Here is an 18,453-nt window from a genome sequence, read left to right on the forward strand (position 1 = left end):
CTTGCGCCAATACAAGTTTCACCGCTTCTTCCCGCAGTTCCGGGGTATATCTTTTTTTCTGTTTCATTATTTCTCCTGATCGTTTATTTTAACAAACAGGAATGTCCGAAAAAGCCAGGATACATCAGTATATATGGGTTTTTTTCTGGGAGACGCTTATCAGGGTGCGCAGAAACGCGATTTGCTAACCCATGCCAGCTACTATGGTTTACCGGGCGAAACCGTGATTATGCCGCCACGTTTTGAAGATGAAGATCGTAGCCTCGCAGCCTATGCGTACTTCGGCCCCCTAAAACCAAAACAAGTGGGGGCTGCCAAGGTAATCATCGATCCGGCGCTGCCGCGATGGATAGATGATCTGATTCTCAATACCGGTGGCAAGATATCGAGCTATTACGAGAAAACTTACCAACGGCCATTGAAGCGCGAATTGGTGTTGATGATCTCTGTTGTTGATCTCGATAGCAGCGTTTTTTCAATGAAAGGTGGTGCTACTAACGGACAAATCACTTACCGTATGGCGGGCAAAGTCTTGACAAAAGAGTCGGCTCGTATGCGCGAACTAGTAACTAAAATCGTTTCCCATGAAATGGCGCATATCTGGCAAGACAGTGTCGACGCTGGAGGCATTGGTGAAGGTGCCGCCTGGATTCATGAGGGAGGTGCCGAAATGATGGCGCTGGATGCCTTACAGCAGACTGGTATCTGGACAATTGATCAGGTCGCTAGCTACAAAAGTAAGGCCATAGAGCAATGCAACAAAATCAAGACGGGTGCACACGTGTATGAATACGATTATGTTTGTGGCCTACAAAATTTCATGACGCTTAATCTTGACGCACCCATCATCTGGCGCGCTCTGATGACAGAAACAGAGAAAACCGGAAAGGTATATTCTGAAACTATAGTTGAGGAAGTAAGCCAGCGTCTACTGCAAGCGAAATAATCATGTTTTTATCGCGTTAAAAAATCAAGTCGAAATTCTGCTAAGTTTGTCGCGTGATGTGCAATTAGAGCAGATGGTTATACATTCAGCTGAAAACCAAAAATTGGTAATACCTGACGGCGAAGGCAAATATTCCGATCCAAGTTAGCCGACATGCTTGCGCTTTTATATATGTATTCTGCCTGCCATGTAAAATGAACTTCTCACCAAGTTTCAACCCTGTCGATTAGATGAAGTTCAGATGTACCTGCTATCTTCGATGCCCAGCGCTGTGATAACGGATGAACGTTGCTTTCGCAGTCAGCGAAACTTTGTAGCAATACCTCATTTCCATCGCGATGTACGAGCACAATGGATGGGCGATATATTCCTTCGCTGCCAGAATCGTATCCTATTGCTCGCTTCACATATCTTTTGACACATTTAAACTCTACTAGATTATACCGTTTTGACCATAACGGAATTAGTCCCAAAAACAGACGTGTTTTTATCAGTTCAAGCTGATGCTGTCGAATTTCGCTACGCCCTGTAGTAAGCGTACAGACGGATAGGATCCCCATAATACTTAGCCATACAATTTCGAATTCGCTTACATTACGGCTTTTTAAAACACAAAAATAGAATCCAATAGAAAACAGTGCATTGACAAATATAGCCGACTTTATTATCCATACGTTCTCTGGAAAAGCTGGAATAATCACTTACAGTTCCTTTCGCATATACTAAGTACTAGTTGGTACATTTTCTTATGAATATAACCTACCAAGCAACCGTCGCCTCAACGAATTGGATCGAATAAATGTTAATTTGCAAATGTTAGTTTGCAATAGATTAGCCGAAGCTAAAAAGCGGAAGAGGGGTCAGTAATCATCTGAGGTTGGGCGGAATTTCCCATGACCTAGTCAAATCTTTTACGTCTTCAGTAGGGACTTTTTTCCTGCAGCCAACGATGATAGCCACTCGAGATTCCCCTTGTCTGTCCGGTTCTGGAATGTTTATTTCGATGACTCCATCTATCAACTTAACGCTTGCATTATCCTTATACTCTTTTTCAGGACGGCGCCACGGAGTCGCCGATAATTTTTCATCAGGATCACATTGCGGCACACGCACGTGTGCATCATTGGGTACAAGCAAAATTGAATCTATTCTAAGGTTCGGATCGCGTCGCATCAATTGAACAGACCATTGATTATATGCTTTACTAGCAGATTCAAATCCTTCCGAAATTCCCTTATTTCTTCCAATTAAGAAGCCAGTAGTTAAACCAGCTAACACCATAAATTGAGCACCTTGCCAAGGTTTCATATGCTCTCACTTCCATGCTAAAAATATAAATTTCTATATCAGTATAGCTTCACAAAACCAAGCATCATGTACTATATCCATGTGTCTAGGCAAGACGATGAATTATTTCCCCATTAATTTTGTAAAGGGTAAGGAGCGTTTTGATAGTGATATCTTGAAGACGGCAAGGAATTTAAATAGACGTTGGTATCCCAGGAAAAGGAACCTGGTTTCATTGGTGAGGCTGATGTCAAAATTTATTGAAATCGTCACTAGTAAATGATATCTCGACGGAATGAGTGGAGACAGGGGCGCACCAGACGGCTTGAAGTGACTCTATTTCTCTCAAAGTGTTCAGTAAAAGTTCTGCTTTGCCGAAATAATAAATTACTCTTTTTGTATTTTGGTTATCAACCGCCATTGCGGTATTTGCACCAATCCAAGAATTATTCCAATTGCGATTATAACTAAAGACATTCCACAAAGTGTTCCAATAGTAATGCGCTCATTTAGAACCAATGAAGCCCAAATTGAAGCCGCTATTGGTATCAGAAAAGCGACAGTTACTGCTCTACTAGCACCTTCGTCTGCTATGAGTCGGAAATAGAGTGCGTAAGCAATGCCAGTACATATCACCCCAAGCAGTAGGATTGAGACGAATGGCTTAATGGCGAGTGATATTGTATTAGGCCAAGTAGGCGGATACAGCCATGTTGCGATGATTGCTATTGGTAAAAGTAATACTGCAGCCGCAATCTGACTGCCGGCCGCAACTGCAAGCGGTGCCACATCCGCAGCAACACGGCGTACGTAGATGGCGGCATAACCATAGCAAATTGCAGCAGCAAAACTTGCCGCAAGGCCAGATAATGTCTGAAAATTCGTATGCGCTGGCCCAATCCCGACTAATACTGCCACACCTGTTACACCAAGTACAAATCCGAAAATACGACTGATGGACAAATTTTCGCCCAATAAAAAAACTGCAAAACACGCTGCAAACAAAGGCGCCATGCCGTTTATTATTGCCATATATGAAGACGGAATAAATAGAGCGGCCCAGGAAAAAAGACTAAAAGGCAACGCTGTATTAACTAACCCAATTACGAAATAAGCTTTTGCGTTTCGTTTCCAATCCAATATTACCTTACTGATAAAAACCAAAATTAGTAGAACTAATCCGCCAAAAAATACACGCCCAAAAGCGGTCAAGATAGCACCGAATACTGGAGAAGCGAGACGCATAAATATAAAACTTAAACCCCAGATACTTCCAAGTACAACTAAGCGAACGGCACTTTCTGGTTTCATTTATTTCTCTTAGCTTCCATATATTTAACTATTTTTATCATTGAAAATTGGCTGTCAGTTATTTATATATTATTGAGAGTCGATTTCCAGATGTGTAATATTTTTTTACCTTGCTTCGGGTTTGATATCTCTAATGGCGCCTGCAAACAAAAAATGTTCCGCTTGATCTATAGGTTTGTATTTAGCTTCGTCTTTCGCTGGATAACGCCCTAAGTAATTTTCATTTTTCCAATTTTTGGATGGCCTGATTGGCCTTTTTTCAAATCCCCCACCGCAGTTTGGACAGACATTAAATAAGATGTTGTCGACGCAATGTACGCAGAACGTGCATTCAAAAGTGCATATGCGAGCGTCTGCTGAACTAGGAGGGAGAGCAGTTTGGCAATGTTCGCAATTTGGTCTTAATTCCAACATGAATATTCTTTCTGTATTGGTAGTTAGTCTGTATTGATATTCGCGTCTTAGGTAATTAATGTTGTCAATTAATTGGTTCGAGTCACAATTTATTCTTTTAGGACGCTTTTGTATCTTTCGACTTTTGCACATCGATTGTGAACACATATTCAACGATTGCAAAAATTTTAAGAACTAATTTGGCCTACTTTTTTGCAAGAAGGAGTTCTCATTTTAATTAAAATCACTATCGGCGCAAATGACAATAATATAGTAAATTAAGCCAATATCTTATTTGCATTTCGGAACTATCTGCGACAGTCGCTTAAAGACCAAATAATTATTATTTAAATCATTTCGGCATCTGTAAAGCGCCTAGATTGCTAACGACACATGGATTAAGACGCAGCATAAACCGCAACAATGAACAACAAATTTGCGATACGATTAGAACGCAATGATTTGTTTTATGCTTGAACGAGCCCTGACATTAATAAATTCCGAGTGAATCATTTCCGTTCCTTAGCATTCATACTGGCTCACGAGAAGTTCCGAACGTATCTTGAACATATATTTATCAACCCTCTAGTAGCGCTGCAGTTGTAAGAGAAAGGGGCGATTGGCAGTTAGGTTTCAAGGACCAGTGAGGTACCCTGACTTTTTGGACACTCTTGTTTGTTAAAACAAACGATCAGGAGAAAGAATGAACACAAAAAGACTTAAACACCGGAGTTACGGGCAGAAGCGGTAAAGCTAGTTTTGGCGTAAGGCATGACACTGGAAGAAGCGGCATCGCGTATTGCCATTCCGAACGAACGTTAGTTGCTTGGGTGAGTGCTGCCAAGAATGTTCAAACAGCCAAAGCCAACCCCCGGAAGCCGTAAAGTTCCAAAACTGGAAGTAAAAGTTGACAAACTGCGCATGGAACTGGCAGAGATGCCCATGGAGCGAGATATCGTAAAAGGCGGCAGCGTGTTTTGCACAGGAGACGTTGCCAAATACACGTTCATGAAGGCCCTGCGACTCGATTATCCGGTGACGACCTTGTGCCGTACCTTGGTGTCTCGCGTAGTGCGCAGTGGGTTCTATGCCTGGCAGAGCGGGATGCCGTTGCAACGCGTCAAGACCGACGAGGGCTTGAAGCTTGCCATTGCCGCCGTACACAAACAGAGCCGCGAAACCTACGGCCCGCTACGTATGCAGCCAGAACTGGCGGCACAAGGATTTAAAGCCAGTCGCGACCATATTGCCCGCTTACGTCGAGAGCTTGCTTTACGCAGCAAGCAAAAACGCAAGTTCAAAGCCACAACCAACTCGAATCACCTTCTTCCAATTGCAGATAAGCTGTTGAATAAATTTCAATCAACAATCGCAGACCGCTTGAAACACGAGTGTCCGCCATTGACAGTACACCTCACATTATGCAGGAAGATGCGACAGCATGGAATTCAACACCTTGCCAAGCGACATAAGCGTATATTTTGATTTGCGAAAGCATGTTATCCAGGATTGCGAAGAATACTCATCATCTTTTGCAACCTACGCACTGGCAAATTTATTCATGGTCAACAGATGTTTAACTCTTGTGCAAAGGGGCACTTGCGCAAAAAAAATTCAAGCACGCCATCCACTAATATCTTTGATTATTATATTCGTGTGCGTATATTTTAAAAATTAACGGCTCATCTCATCATTATGAGGTTCGAGAAAATTTAGAGCGTGATCAAAAATTTTTTCACTCAATTCACTCCGCATTCATTTTCCGAAAAAACGCAGGACTTATACCGAAGCGTCGATTAAATGCTTTTATAAACTGTGCTGCATTCTGATAACCTGTTTGCTCAGCGATTTCCTTTAGCGATAATGCAGTTGTGAGTAGTTGTCGTGCATGGTCCAGTCGAATCGTTTCCACAAAATGAGCAGGGGACTCGCCAACGGCGCTTGTAAATTTCCGAGAAAAAGTTCGGTCTGACATCATCGCCCGATTTGCCAACGCAGATACATCAAGAGACTCAGCAAGATTTTCTTTTATCCAATTGATCAATTGGGAAAAGGGTGCTCCAGAATCTAGCTGGGCTTTTAGTAGGGAACTGAATTGCGATTGATGGCCAGGGCGGCGTGCGTAGAGCACTAACTCCTTTGCAATAGCATCAGCAATGCCGTCACCAAGATCATTTGCAACCATCGCTAGACTCATATCAATACCAGTAGTAACCCCTGCTGAAGTCCATAATTTGCCGTCTTCAACGTATAACGCATCCGCGTCGACTTGTGCGTCAGGGTAATGACTCCTCAATTCAGAACAAGCAGACCAGTGGGTCGTGACCCGCTTCCCACTTATTAAACCAAATTTTCCGAGTGCGAAAGCACCCGTACAAACGGAGCCAAAGCGACGTGCACTTATGCTAACTTTCTTTACCCATTTTTGCACCTCTCCGTCGGAAGAAAATTCGACTACTTTATCAACGTTGCCTCCACTAATAAGCATGGTGTCGATAGATCGTGCTGATACACTATTTAATGCCTGCGAATCGATAGTAATTCCAGAATTACTATTTACGTTACCACCGTAGGGCGAAAGAATGTGTACGCAATAATAAGGAAGACATACAGCTTCGTTGGCAGCGTTAAACACGGCGGCTGGACCCATTACGTCAAGAATTTGGACGCCATCAAAAACAATTATCGCTACATGAATAGATTTTACCATTGGCATAATATATCGTATTATTGTCAATTCTGCCAATATCAAAGTTAAGGAACTTCTAATTTATTCTAATTTTCTCGAACGTCAAAACGATGTGTCAGTAATTCATAAAACGTGCTTGCGAGACTAGGTTTTTGGTGGAAATTGGAACGGATTTCTTCGACTTTTCCTTGTTCTTGCGCGATCTCGCGCACAATCGACAAACTATGCCCTTTGCATGCGCGTCAAGCGCCTGCGGACCATGAACAGATTCGGGAGTGCACACGTGACAAACAAGCGATGCGCGTTCTTTTGCAACCCACGATAACGCACTTTCGCAAATTCAAACACGCGCTTGATGATGCCAAAGGCATGCTCTACCTTGGCACGATACTCGCTTGCGGTGGTTGGTCAAGCGCTCTGCGTCTGTCAATGGGTGACCGCGTGCAGCGCGGCGGTTCATAAAATCTCTCCCCTTTGGTGCTTTGTTAGGCGCGGTCTGTTTTTAGCCTATGTACGCAGAATCTCCCCCAATAACGGGTCTCTTGTCGATGCCATAAGTCAGATAGTGCTTCCTTCTGTTACGTTTCTGAATTAGGTCGCGTTTACTTAATCTGAGATTCCTGAATTAAAATGGTGAGTTCTGTGACTTCTAATTGTTTAAGGCCGTGAGCTACGGAATCTAATTTCTGCTTAAAGACTATTGTATGAACTGAATCCAGGTTAGAAATTGAAAGTATCGAATTCAGGTATGATGCTCAATCATGTTGCTTGAGAGACATTATATATAGGCAGTGATTGCTGAGATACTACGACTGAAGGTATTATATGAACCTCTGGTGTTCCGACGCTTCACATAGTAGAGACATCTGTCGTCGAGTCGCCTATGTATTCCGATCTCCATTCAAAATTGCCAGCGTTAAAATATAGAAAGCTATTGATGAAAAGAATGACTTTGTTCGCCAGATATATGATATGTCTCGGACCAGCCATTACGGCTATAATTCATCGCAAAACTTTTACAGTTTCACTATTTTGGTTATGTATTGCAGTTTCAGTTATTTCTGTTTTCATCCTATTTAAACTGTTCAAAAAGCCTTGAAAAGTATATTTTTTTTGACTTACTCGCGTCGCTCTAGAATTATTTGAGCGAGTAAAAAAAATATTTTCATTGGTAGGCCCCCCAATTTTAACCGCAGGTGAAGTAGTACTATGCCTGAACGGCGAGTTTTTGTTGGGGAGTAGCCCCTCCCAAGACCATGTTGAGCGGTTCGCGATTGTACGTCCATAGCCAGCGCATGGCGAAATCCTGTACTTCATTCACATTATCAAACAGATGGTGGGCTAGCCGTAACGCACCGTCCGGTTGTAGCGTTCCATATAGGATTTTGCTGCTGCCTAGGTTGGATATACTTAATCTTGATCCTGCGTCGTTCAGCCAAGGCGACCAGGTTGGCGGTGATAAATTCCGGCTCATTGTCACATTTTAACGCCTGCGGTTGCCCATGCTATTCTATGATGTGTCCAATGTAGTGCCAGCAAGCGATGATCGGCGTTACGCTTACGAATTCCCTTCATGAGCAAGCGATGTTGTACGGTGTTAATGTAGCTGGCGAAATCTCCTTCAATCACCCAGCGGCCTGCGGTACTTTCAAAACCACCATCTTGTAGTTGAAGTTTGACCGTACGTTTCGCATGGGGCACGACTTTGGGTCGGTCTGAATCGATATGACGTAGGATGAAAGTCATTCAGCCATAGGTATTATGAATTAGGTCAGGGGGTGACCCCCTGCCACTTTTGCAATCGCACAAATGTAAACCTTGGCGTATCCAGACTGAACCTGCGCAATAGACTGCTAAATCTCATCGGCGGTTTTTTTTTGCTACTTGCTTTGATGCCATTCATTTGAAGATTCGTTGAAATGTGACGTCCGGCGTTTATGGGAGCACACCTAGATCCACCATGCCCTTGCGTGCCCATTCAACGTCAGCTCAGCACGTTGCTTGACAGCTGGACCGACATCGTCGATGTCCAGCAATTTGGTTTGTTTCTCATAGATGCATTTCCAGATTTTGGTAAACTCTTTTAATTTTGCGTTCAGCAACGCCGCTCAAGGACTCCCAAGCCAGGACTTAATCAAATCTACTTTGAACCCGGTCATTTGGTCGAGCACTTCATCGAATAGCGATGTATCTGCATAGGATTTGAAGGCTACAAACAACTGGGCCATACTCATGCTCGAATGGTTGAGTCTTGCTAGCATTTACCCAACAAACTAAGGTGCATTTCGGAATAGCAATACGCGATGCCTCTCCTAGTGTCAAGCTTTGCGCCAAAACAAGCTTGATGACTTCTTCCCGCAATTTCGGTGCGTAAGTATTTTTGTGTCTCATTATCTCTCCTGATCGTTTATTTTAACAAACAAGAGTGTCCGAAATAGCCAGGGTACTTCAAACTGCGCAGGGAACTGGCAGAGACGCGTATGGAGCGAGATGTTGTAAAAAAGGCGGCAGCGTATTTTGCGCAGGAGTCATTGCCAAATACGCGTTCATGAAGACCATGCGACTTGCCTACCCAATGACAACTTTGTGCCGCTCCTTTGGTATTTCGCGCAGCGGATTTTATGCTTGGCTGAGTGGCGACAACGTCGCAGCGCGTCAAGATGGATGAACGCCTGAAGCTGGCCATTACCGCTGTGCACAAACAAAGCCTGAGACCTATGGCCCGCTGCGTATGCAGCCAGAACTGGCGGCGCAAGGATTTAAAGCCGGTCGTGACCGTATTGCCCGTTTGCGTCGTGAGCTTGCTTTACGTTGCAAGCATAAGCGCAAGTTCAAAGCCACGACCAACTCGAATCACTCTCTTCCTGTTGCAGAGAATCTGTTGAATCAGAAATTTACTCCAAGCCGTCCAAGCGAAGTATGGCTAACTGATATCACCTATATCAATACTGACGAAGGATGACTTTATCTGGCAGGGATCATGGATGTGTATACCTGCGAGATCGTCGGCTATGCCGTGAGCGATCGTATGACACAAGCATTGACTGCGCAAGCACTCTGCGTGCCGTCCGTCATAAATGCCCACTGCCTGGACTGATTCACCACTCAGCCCGAGGTAGTCAAGGCGGATTCAACCGGTCGTCGCAACACTAGATTATTGACCAGTTCTTAGGTACTCGTCCAGTGCTTTGGCTGGCGTCTTCCAGCCAAGCGTTTTTCGGGGTCTGGAGATCAGTGCATTGGTAACAGCCTGGATCTCACGAGCACTCCACCGAAACAGGTCTGTGCCCTTTGGGAAGTATTGTCGCAGGACAATTACCTAGTTTAGTCCAAACGACTTGAAAACACTGACTTCAACATCAAGTGGTGAAGCTGATACAGCATTTATGCATACTGCTAAGCTGCGATTTCTTCAACTAGCCCCCATTCTGTTGTTTTACTTCTTTCATTCGTACCGGTTTTATTGACTTTATTCAATGCTTGTGTTTCTGTTCTAGGTAGAACGTGGTAATTTTTTGCTTTTGTTTACTTTATTGGTGGCTTAGGATAATTCCTGTATGCAACCGCTTAATATTTTCGAAAATTTAGGGTTGTGATTAGTGTGATATGGCTTATTGCTGTAAGGGCGGACTTGAAACTATGGGATCAATAGTTTCTCCGAATTAAGATATACTTAATATCAATATACTTTAACTTAATTTGCTAACATCATAGCGTTATACATGGCTTAGCATTCAAGAAATCATCATGCGATTAGCAGATTTTATTCTTCATGACCTCGAATGTATTCTTCAAGAGTGGGAAGATTTCGCTGCAACTTTGGCTCCGTCTGAGCAACGCTGGGATAAAGCTATGCTGCGCGATCACGCAAAAAAAATGCTTGAAGTGATATCGGCCGATCTTGCTGAGCCACAAACACGACACGAAGAAATTAAAAAATCTAAAGGCCATAACGCCGATCCTGGAGTTCAGATAACGGCGGCCACTATCCATGGCAAGGAGCGCTTGGCTTCAGGTTTCAGTTTAGAGGCGGCTGTAGCTGAATATAGAGCGTTGCGAGCAAGTGTTACTCGACTGTGGCAAAAATCACTGCAAAACAAGCCGATACTTGATACTGCTATTGGAGATCTGATTCGATTTAATGAAGCAATCGACCAGTCAATCACAGAGTCGGTTATCAGTTATTCCTTCGAAAAAGAGCAGCAAATGCGCGTTTTCGATACGGTTTTGTCTTCATTGCCCGACATCAGCTTCACCTTTACTCTGGATGGTAGATTCTCATATGTCAATAAAGCCCTAACTGAGTTATTTGCATGTCCATCAGATCAGCTGATCGGTAAAAACTTTACCGATATAGGCCTACCTAATGGGGCCGAATTGCAGCGCCAAATTCAGCAAGTCATTTACACCAAAAAACAGTTTCGCAGTGAAATGTCTTATACGGCAGCCTCCGGGCAATGGGGATTTTATGATTACATTTTTGTGCCCGTGCTTGATAAGAAGGGGTTGGTGGAAGCAGTTGTAGGTACTGCACGCAACGTTACCGAACGCAAAACGAAAGAAGATCAAAATTGGTATAAGGCAAATTACGATCTATTAACTGGCCTGCCCAATCGACGTTTTTTTCTTGATCGTTTGGAGCAAGAGATCAGAAATGCCGCACGGACTGGTGTACGAACAGCCCTGCTTTTTATCGACCTAGACCACTTTAAAGAAGCTAATGACCAATACGGGCACGATGTTGGTGACCTTTTACTTCGGCTCGTGACGGAACGCCTTCGGTCATGTATCCGCGAGACTGATACTGCGGCGCGTATGGGCGGTGATGAGTTCACTGTCATTTTGCAAAATCTGTTAGACACTAAGCATATAGAACTAGTAGCGGGGAAAATTTTGACAGAATTGAGACGCCCATTTCAGATTGGTAATGATACTCTTCATATATCCGCCAGCATCGGTATAACTTTCTCGCCACAGGATGCAAGTACGCCCGAATATCTTATAAAAAATGCTGACCAGGCAATGTATATGGCAAAGAAGGCGGGACGTAACCAATTTTGTTTCTTCTCATCCGTATAGTAGTAGGCTGACGCGTACACTTGCAAGATGACTGGAGTCACAAACAGTAAAAAGACGGCGAATACGCTGAACTAAGGTTTAAAATTGAATTTGGCAAGATTGGAAAAAATTGATAATGAAGACACTTCTATATAAGTTTTATTTATACTTATATCGTGGTGAAGTCCGTGTAAGTGCCTACATTAATACCAAAGACAACCCCATGAGCGAGGCAGTTAGACTCTTAAATAAAAATTAACTAAATTGCTTCCAGCGTTTGACATTTAATTTGTTACCATCTTACCTTACGAATTTCAATAGACATGATTGTAGAATGTGCAATATTGTCGCTCGGTTCTGAGACTGATGAGTAATTTAACATTTATTTTCAAAATTTTTGTAGGAAAACGTACTAAATTGATCTTAATTGCAACTTGCTAGCGATCACAAATGCGCTCTAACCCACTTTCTTGACGATATATGGAGATGGACTATGAAAAGTTTAATAATTAAGTTTGTGATGGTGTTATTTGGCCTAATTACAGGTAATGCCGTCATCGCAGCCGAGAAAGCAACAGAAGAGCAGGCTATTGCATTAGTTAAAAAAGGGGTGGAATTCTACAAAAAGAATGGCAAGGAAAAAGCCTTGGCAGCTTTCAGTGATCCCAATGGTGAATTTGTTAAAGGTGAGTTGTATTTTTTTGTTTACGGCGCTAATGGTGATGGCATTGTACTGGCTCACGGTCAAAATCAGAAAATGATAGGCAAGCAATTGCTGGACATGAAAGATGTAGATGGGGTTTATTTGATACGCGAAGCAAACAAGATTGCCGTCAGTCCTGAAGGCAAGGGTTGGGTCAACTATAAGTGGCCAAATTCAGTCACCAAGGCCTTGGAAGCAAAAAAATCGTATATAGAACGCGTGGGCGATATCTGGATAGGTTGCGGCATCTATAAATAAGACATGCTTAAAATCGTGGTCAGCTAATTACTTAATAACATGAAGGCGGCACGCCTCCCTTGCTTATCATCGCACACTTAGTCCACTTTTTCTGTGCCAGCAGCTTCATGCTCAGGAGTAGTTCGTGTGGAAATTTCTTGCCATTTTTTTCATCAGTCTGCTCTTGTGTAATATCCCTGCGGAAGCTCGGGCAGAGCGAAAAACCAGACGCCCTGATGAGGTCATTGCTTTGGTACATAAAGCCATTGCTTTCCTGCATCAGCATGGCCGTGAACGCACACTGGCAGAAATCAATAATCCCAAAGGTGTGCTTGTCGACGGTGAATTGTATCTGTTTGCGTTTAACTTAAATGGAGATGGTATCACCAGAGCCAACACGACGTTTCCAGCTTTAGTAGGCAAGAACTTGCTGGATATGCGTGATCCTGACGGCATTTACATTATCAAACGTTTTCTTGATGTCGCGAATAGTAAAAGCGGTAAAGGCTGGGTTGACTACAAATGGCCTAGTGCCACCAGTGGCAAATTTGTGGAATTAAAAACGTCTTATATTGAACGCGCTGAGGATCTGTTTTTTGGCTGCGGTATCCCCAAGGAATGGGCTCGATGATGCGCTGGCGGAAGTTAGGAACGCCACGTGCCGTACTGCTAATCTTCGTGGGTTTAACTTCTCTCGCCATCCTGCTGCAAACTGCCTGGGCCATCTTTGAAGATCGGCGCAACACGCTGGCATCGGAAAGAGAAAATGGCTTGGTAGCCGTACGCTTGCTGGAAGAACATGCACAGCAACAATTGGCCGCTGCCTCCCTCCGCCTTGACACGGTAAGCAATGGCGTACAAGCCATTAGTCAGGATAAGAGTGGTGATGCTGCAGCCATACACAATGTTATAGAAGAAACCCTGAAAAACAGCCGTTCCGCTGGTGCCCTCCAATTCGCAGGTCTCCAGGGCGAGCGCTGGGTCAGTACGATGGATTTTCCTTCCTACGTCTTTAATACCGAGGAACGAGATTACATCGCCTGGCTCCTGCAACGCCCACAATATCATTCGGTAACGATAGGTTCTCCCTTGCAGCGTTTCATTGATGCGGAATTGGTGTTGCCCCTGGCACGCAATCTCTATGATCGCCATGGTCGTCATGTTGGTTTAATCAGTACTGAAGTATCCCTAAGCTATTTCAATACTGTCTATGATCGTGTCGCCAAGGATAGCCAAGCAATTGTACAACTGCTTTCCGATAATGACCAAGTCATTGTCAGTTCGGCCTCTAGCGATCACGGATTCAAGCAAAATATCCTACCTGCAGCAGTCTCGCACGCCTTGCGATCTTCTGCTGTAGAAGGTTCATTTGAAGCTTCTCTGAGCACGAATGAACAGCGTCTTTACCAATATACTTATCGCAAGGTAAGCGGTTTTCCAATCACCACTTTGTTTGGACGCGAGCTGAATAAGATATTGATAAACTGGCAGGCACGTACCCGGGATCGGCTGTTTTTCTCCAGCGCTTTCATTGTTTTTCACTTACTGCTAACCTGGTACCTGATCTTGCACATGGATAAATTGCAACGTTCGGAAAACAGGTTGCGGGCCAGTGAAAGTCGTTTCGTAGACTTGTTCCAAAGTTCACCTGTGCCATTGGCTCTCATTGCCGTCGAAGATGACGTGCTAATAGAAGTCAATAATGCCTTGCTCTTGCAATTCGGCTATACACGTCTGGAATTTTTGGGGAGGACTCCTGCCCAACTCGCACTCTGGAAAGAAACGCAGGCTCGCTCTCCTTATTTGCAGCAACTGCGAACCCAAACTTATGTCGACAACTATGAAGCCTTACTCCAGCATAAAAACGGCCAGATCATAACTTGTCTATTGTCAGCACGCATGCTTGAATCCGAAGGGCAGAAAGTGGTGATTTTTTCGCCCATAGATATCAGTCGACAGCGCGAAGTCGAAAGCGAAATTCGCCAACTCAACGAGCAACTAGAACAGCGTGTCGCTGAGCGTACCGTGAATTTGCAAGACGCCCTGAGTTCAATCACAGCCATGCAAAGTGAAATAGTGCGTACGGAAAAAATGGCGGCTCTTGGCATGCTGGTTGCCGGTGTTGCGCATGAATTGAATACGCCTCTAGGAAACAGTCTGACAGCTTCCAGCAGCATGGAAGCATATACAGATAACCTGCTGGAAGAACTGAAAAGCGAGCGCCCGCGTCGCTCCGTATTGAATTCGATGGCCGAACTAATCCATGAAGGCGGTTTTATCGTCACCCGCAACCTGGAAAGAGCCGCAACCCTGGTAGCCAGTTTCAAGCAAGTCGCCGCAGACCAGTCCAGTGATTGCAGACGCTGTTTCGATTTACAGCAAGTATTACAAGAGTTGATAGTAACGATAGAACCGATGTTCATCAAACAACATCAACTGTATTTGCAACTGGAAGCAGGAATCAATATGGATAGTTACCCAGGTGCCTTGGTCCAGATTATCACCAATTTGGTCAGCAATGCCATCGTGCATGGTTTTGAAGGACGAATATTGGGGAATATGCATTTGCGCAGCAGACTTCTACCAGATGACGAAGTGGAATTAAGCTTCTCTGACGATGGTTTGGGGATCGCTCCTGAGCATCTGGGCCGTATCTTTGATCCGTTTTTCACCACCAAACTGGGTCAGGGTGGCTCTGGGTTGGGTATGAATATCGTCTACAACCTGGTAACTACCACTCTGGAAGGGAGTATTAAAGTAGAAAGCTCAGTCAATGCAGGCGCAAATATACTCATCCGTCTGCCCTTAAAAGTGAAGGGCAAGCTCACGTTAGGTAAAACAGAAACCGAGAGTCCTGTTTATAGGCCATGATAGTAAACATACTACTTATCTTGATAAGTAGTCGATAGGAATGTTTGCCGTGCCATTAATACGTATTATTCGACGCTGGCGCATTCGTGACCAGATTCCATTACGGAAGATCGCCAGACGACTAGCATCTCGCAACCGCGTTTTGAAGTCACAGAGCCGGCTTATACAAAGCGACAAACAACCATTCCATCGATAAATATGCTTTACAGCTTTCAAGCTGGTTTAAAACCAAAACTTGCAAGAATGGTAAGCAATTACGCCGCCGAAAACAATTAACTCTGGATCTGAAAGAAGTGCAATTTGAAGGAGTCATAACCAAGCGGCAGTTTTCAAAAGAAGTAGAGGTGTAGCATAATGCATAGGTCAATTTAGATAGCAGAGATGATGTTTCCCTATTTTAATACGCCCAAATAAAACTTCTTAAGAAAGCCACACTTGGTAATCGATGCCATTCTGAATCTGCCCGATGACCTGCGCTTGATTTTCCGCACTCTCACAAAAACTGGCAAGTGCTCCAGCAGGTGAAATTAGTCCATGGTTAAGTTGATTGGACCAATAATTAAAACCTGCCTGATCTGGAGCACGGTGCAGGACATTATGATAAAAATTCGTAATCAAGGTGGCGGTACTGAGATTGCTGCTATATTGATTCTGAAATTCTACCGATTGAAAAAATCCTCCAGCTACATCTGACAACGTGGCACCGTGATCCATCGCATTTATCCAGTATCCAAGACCTTTCAAATCCGGTGTACGTCCAAATGCTGCCTGATATAGGCGATATGTTTGACCAGCCGCACCATCAATATCAAAGGCAATAGCACTATCTGTGAATATTAAACTCTCTATGTGAGATGCTGTTTCTGTCCCATCAATACCAGTCACATCTTTAATCACAAAATTGTTGGAAGTTCCATTGATTGCATGTACCGGACTAGTGTGACCAATAAATCCATTGAAGTCTGACCAGCTATTCTGTTAAACGCTGACCAGTTCGCGGACGCCTGGATAGTATTACTCTCTCTTGAGCGTCCTGCACATCCCTAATTGTGACGGTTCGGTGAGAATTAGGATTTTTACATGAACCAATCCGAGCCGTTCGCTTTAAATGTTGAAATGTGGCCACCATGCTGCAAGAAGTGTCTCGAAGTAATCCAGCACAATCGGAGTAGGATGAAAAGTCGTTTTGCCGGGATGCCGACATCAACGTATCGCTCGGGAGGACAATGGTGAAGCTCACGCTATTTAAGAAAATTTTTATGTTTAAGACAACTCTCTTATACACTTCAACACGTATAACTTTACGGTCTACAAAATCCTCACGCAACCCAGAGCAAATAAGGTGGCCAGTTATCTCCACATAGACATAGCAAATAGCATCACTTCAGAAAGTAGTGCTATTTTCGGTCGCATTACCCAAACTATCTCGATACGTTATTTCGCAGACATCTTGGGTGCAACAGAACCGTCAACCGGGTTAAGCCGATCCTTGCGAGAAAATTAATTTGTCAAGGCGTAGCGTGGCAAGCTGATTGTAAAAACACATCCAACTGAGGGAAGATTTTGGACTGTCAATGTACCTCCGTTTGCGCTAATGCTTTGCTTTGCTATAGTGAGTCCTAAGCCAATGCCAGTTCTATTTTCACCTGCTTGAGAAAATGGTAGAAACATATTTTCAGCCACTCCTATGCCAAGTCCACCGCAATGATCTTTTATATCGATGAGGATTCTGTCGCCTGCAGCATAGGCAGTGAAAAATACTTCGGTATGTGGTTGAGTGAATTTGAATGCGTTTTGAAGTAAATTTGCAACTGCTGCCATCAACAAGTTGCGGTTTCCACTTATAGCAAGGTCAGGGTCAACCTGAGGTGCTTTAAAATTGCCGCCATGGGGGCCTATTGAAAGTGCGGCTGCGGCGTAAATTTCATTTATGAAATCTGCCAGAGAAAAAGAATCAAAAACCATGTTATTTTCTGCGGATGTACGAACGTCTTCGAGCGAGCTAGCGATGAGCTTCTCTAGGGCCCATATATTTCGTTCTAGGATCAAACCTGTCGCTCCGTTTAAACTAAGGTTGCCAGCTTTAGCGGCAGAAAACGCCAACGATACAGTCCCAAGGAGGTTCCGTAATTCGTGCGTGAAGAAACCCATTCGTTGATTCGATTCGTACGCCTGAGCATCTGCATTTCTTACATCTCGCTGATAGCTAAATTCTGTGACGGCGTCGGAAATTGCGTTGTCAAGGCAACGGTTTAGGGTGCGAAATTCATCGACTTGGAAAGGAGCATCTCTTTCGACTGCTAAATCCGTAATTGCCTGGCATAAATCCCCATAGTCGTGTACGACCTGATCAACCGTTAAGCCCAGATCCAATAGGTCTTTGCCGTGTTGAGATGCTGAAACGCTTACCTCTGAAAGGGCAGCCCCTCCGCCAGCTGGACCAGAGATCAGCCGACTGTTTAGGGGATCCGAAGTCTGCTCAATTTCGAGGGTTCGGATAAGCTGCTCTAAGAAAAGAGGGATGCCATCCTGAAGTTGTTTTTCAGTCGCCGAACGACCTGACCTTTGTCCTACTTTGATACGGCATCGGAGAGTTAGTTCGTCGCGATTATTCGACAAGAAACTATGCATCTTAGCGGCCATATACGCTCCTACATAGTGAACCGCAGATGTGCGACGCAATCTTGACGATAATGCATCGTATCATCGTTGTTGCTGTCGTAGAGCCATCGTAACCACTAATTCACGGAATTTTTTAGCAGATTCTTAATCAAGTTCCCATAGGTCGATAGTCAAAATCTTTCAGTGAACGTACGGCTATTTGCATGGTGCAGTATGGGCGGTCAGCGAAAATGGGACAAATCGGGCGCTAAGGTTGACGCTTTGATTCCTTTCTGTGTGGCGGATTAACAAGCCAAGCGCTGAAAAGCTACAATTTCCATTTAGTTGAACATGTAG

Annotated in this window: 12 protein-coding genes and 4 pseudogenes; 7 read left to right on the plus strand and 9 right to left on the minus strand. The window is 44.0% G+C overall.

Annotated elements, in window-relative coordinates:
* Nucleotides 1-133 precede the first annotated feature (133 nt).
* Nucleotides 134-946, plus strand: coding sequence for a hypothetical protein (locus tag ACO0LF_RS29905; RefSeq protein ID WP_423020822.1), 813 nt, complete (start codon nucleotides 134-136; stop codon nucleotides 944-946).
* An 867-nt stretch (nucleotides 947-1,813) separates the two neighbouring features.
* Here ACO0LF_RS29905 and ACO0LF_RS29910 read toward each other — a convergent pair.
* The 3 genes from ACO0LF_RS29910 to ACO0LF_RS29920 form a co-directional block, all read right to left on the minus strand.
* A complete protein-coding gene (locus ACO0LF_RS29910; RefSeq protein ID WP_423020824.1) occupies nucleotides 1,814-2,254 on the minus strand; it encodes a hypothetical protein in 441 nt (146 codons plus the stop codon).
* Between the two features lie 366 nt (nucleotides 2,255-2,620).
* A complete protein-coding gene (locus ACO0LF_RS29915) occupies nucleotides 2,621-3,544 on the minus strand; it encodes a DMT family transporter (RefSeq protein WP_423020826.1) in 924 nt (307 codons plus the stop codon).
* Nucleotides 3,545-3,649: 105 nt separating this feature from the next.
* Nucleotides 3,650-3,958, minus strand: a complete 309-nt coding sequence (locus ACO0LF_RS29920) for a DUF1272 domain-containing protein (RefSeq protein WP_423020828.1) — start codon at nucleotides 3,956-3,958, stop codon at nucleotides 3,650-3,652.
* 825 nt (nucleotides 3,959-4,783) lie between these two features.
* On the opposite strand from ACO0LF_RS29920, the gene ACO0LF_RS29925 reads away from it, so the two are divergent.
* Nucleotides 4,784-5,422 (plus strand): IS3 family transposase, encoded by a 639-nt coding sequence (locus tag ACO0LF_RS29925; protein WP_423020830.1) that lies wholly within the window; start codon nucleotides 4,784-4,786, stop codon nucleotides 5,420-5,422.
* Nucleotides 5,423-5,681: 259 nt separating this feature from the next.
* Here the strand turns inward: ACO0LF_RS29925 and ACO0LF_RS29930 are convergent, their stop codons facing one another.
* The 3 genes and pseudogenes from ACO0LF_RS29930 to ACO0LF_RS29940 form a co-directional block, all read right to left on the minus strand.
* Nucleotides 5,682-6,653: a GlxA family transcriptional regulator gene (locus tag ACO0LF_RS29930; protein WP_423020832.1), complete on the minus strand. Its 972-nt coding sequence runs from the start codon at nucleotides 6,651-6,653 to the stop codon at nucleotides 5,682-5,684.
* Nucleotides 6,654-6,848: 195 nt separating this feature from the next.
* Nucleotides 6,849-7,007: pseudogene (locus ACO0LF_RS29935) on the minus strand (transposase); the annotation flags it as partial.
* A 1,140-nt stretch (nucleotides 7,008-8,147) separates the two neighbouring features.
* Nucleotides 8,148-8,382, minus strand: a pseudogene (locus ACO0LF_RS29940) (group II intron reverse transcriptase/maturase); the annotation flags it as partial.
* Between the two features lie 694 nt (nucleotides 8,383-9,076).
* Between ACO0LF_RS29940 and ACO0LF_RS29945 the strand changes: the two are divergent.
* Nucleotides 9,077-9,749: pseudogene (locus ACO0LF_RS29945) on the plus strand (IS3 family transposase); the annotation flags it as partial.
* A gap of 31 nt (nucleotides 9,750-9,780) precedes the next feature.
* Here the strand turns inward: ACO0LF_RS29945 and ACO0LF_RS29950 are convergent.
* A pseudogene (locus tag ACO0LF_RS29950) lies at nucleotides 9,781-9,939 on the minus strand (IS30 family transposase); the annotation flags it as partial.
* 434 nt (nucleotides 9,940-10,373) lie between these two features.
* Here ACO0LF_RS29950 and ACO0LF_RS29955 point away from each other — a divergent pair.
* The 4 genes from ACO0LF_RS29955 to ACO0LF_RS29970 all read left to right on the plus strand — a co-directional run bounded on the left by ACO0LF_RS29955 (nucleotide 10,374) and on the right by ACO0LF_RS29970 (nucleotide 15,495).
* Nucleotides 10,374-11,705: a diguanylate cyclase domain-containing protein gene (locus ACO0LF_RS29955; protein ID WP_423020834.1), complete on the plus strand. Its 1,332-nt coding sequence runs from the start codon at nucleotides 10,374-10,376 to the stop codon at nucleotides 11,703-11,705.
* A 472-nt stretch (nucleotides 11,706-12,177) separates the two neighbouring features.
* Nucleotides 12,178-12,645, plus strand: a complete 468-nt coding sequence (locus ACO0LF_RS29960; protein WP_423020836.1) for a cache domain-containing protein — start codon at nucleotides 12,178-12,180, stop codon at nucleotides 12,643-12,645.
* A gap of 124 nt (nucleotides 12,646-12,769) precedes the next feature.
* A complete protein-coding gene (locus ACO0LF_RS29965) occupies nucleotides 12,770-13,255 on the plus strand; it encodes a cache domain-containing protein (protein ID WP_423020838.1) in 486 nt (161 codons plus the stop codon).
* On the plus strand, nucleotides 13,243-15,495 hold the full coding sequence (locus ACO0LF_RS29970) for an ATP-binding protein (protein ID WP_423020840.1): 2,253 nt from the start codon (nucleotides 13,243-13,245) through the stop codon (nucleotides 15,493-15,495). The genes ACO0LF_RS29965 and ACO0LF_RS29970 overlap by 13 nt, the downstream gene beginning before the upstream one ends.
* Nucleotides 15,496-15,915: 420 nt before the next feature.
* Here ACO0LF_RS29970 and ACO0LF_RS29975 read toward each other — a convergent pair whose 3' ends face one another.
* Together ACO0LF_RS29975 and ACO0LF_RS29980 are read right to left on the minus strand one after the other, a co-directional pair.
* Entirely contained in the window at nucleotides 15,916-16,392 is a 477-nt protein-coding gene (locus ACO0LF_RS29975; protein ID WP_423020842.1) for a DUF4214 domain-containing protein, read from the minus strand.
* A gap of 603 nt (nucleotides 16,393-16,995) precedes the next feature.
* On the minus strand, nucleotides 16,996-18,138 hold the full coding sequence (locus tag ACO0LF_RS29980; RefSeq protein WP_423020844.1) for a sensor histidine kinase: 1,143 nt from the start codon (nucleotides 18,136-18,138) through the stop codon (nucleotides 16,996-16,998).
* Nucleotides 18,139-18,453 lie beyond the last annotated feature (315 nt).

It is taken from the genome of Undibacterium sp. Di27W (assembly GCF_049340345.1).
In the GTDB taxonomy this organism is placed as follows: domain Bacteria; phylum Pseudomonadota; class Gammaproteobacteria; order Burkholderiales; family Burkholderiaceae_D; genus Undibacterium.

Excerpts from the sequence above, each read along its gene's own strand:
- ACO0LF_RS29970 (WP_423020840.1), top strand. The coding sequence starts at position 13,243 with ATGGGCTCGATGATGCGCTGGCGGAAGTTAGGAACGCCACGTGCCGTA.
- ACO0LF_RS29925 (WP_423020830.1), top strand. The coding sequence starts at position 4,784 with ATGTTCAAACAGCCAAAGCCAACCCCCGGAAGCCGTAAAGTTCCAAAA.
- ACO0LF_RS29920 (WP_423020828.1), bottom strand. The coding sequence starts at position 3,958 with ATGTTGGAATTAAGACCAAATTGCGAACATTGCCAAACTGCTCTCCCT.
- ACO0LF_RS29915 (WP_423020826.1), bottom strand. The coding sequence starts at position 3,544 with ATGAAACCAGAAAGTGCCGTTCGCTTAGTTGTACTTGGAAGTATCTGG.
- ACO0LF_RS29910 (WP_423020824.1), bottom strand. The coding sequence starts at position 2,254 with ATGAAACCTTGGCAAGGTGCTCAATTTATGGTGTTAGCTGGTTTAACT.
- ACO0LF_RS29955 (WP_423020834.1), top strand. The coding sequence starts at position 10,374 with ATGCGATTAGCAGATTTTATTCTTCATGACCTCGAATGTATTCTTCAA.
- ACO0LF_RS29980 (WP_423020844.1), bottom strand. The coding sequence starts at position 18,138 with ATGGCCGCTAAGATGCATAGTTTCTTGTCGAATAATCGCGACGAACTA.
- ACO0LF_RS29960 (WP_423020836.1), top strand. The coding sequence starts at position 12,178 with ATGAAAAGTTTAATAATTAAGTTTGTGATGGTGTTATTTGGCCTAATT.
- ACO0LF_RS29930 (WP_423020832.1), bottom strand. The coding sequence starts at position 6,653 with ATGCCAATGGTAAAATCTATTCATGTAGCGATAATTGTTTTTGATGGC.
- ACO0LF_RS29905 (WP_423020822.1), top strand. The coding sequence starts at position 134 with ATGGGTTTTTTTCTGGGAGACGCTTATCAGGGTGCGCAGAAACGCGAT.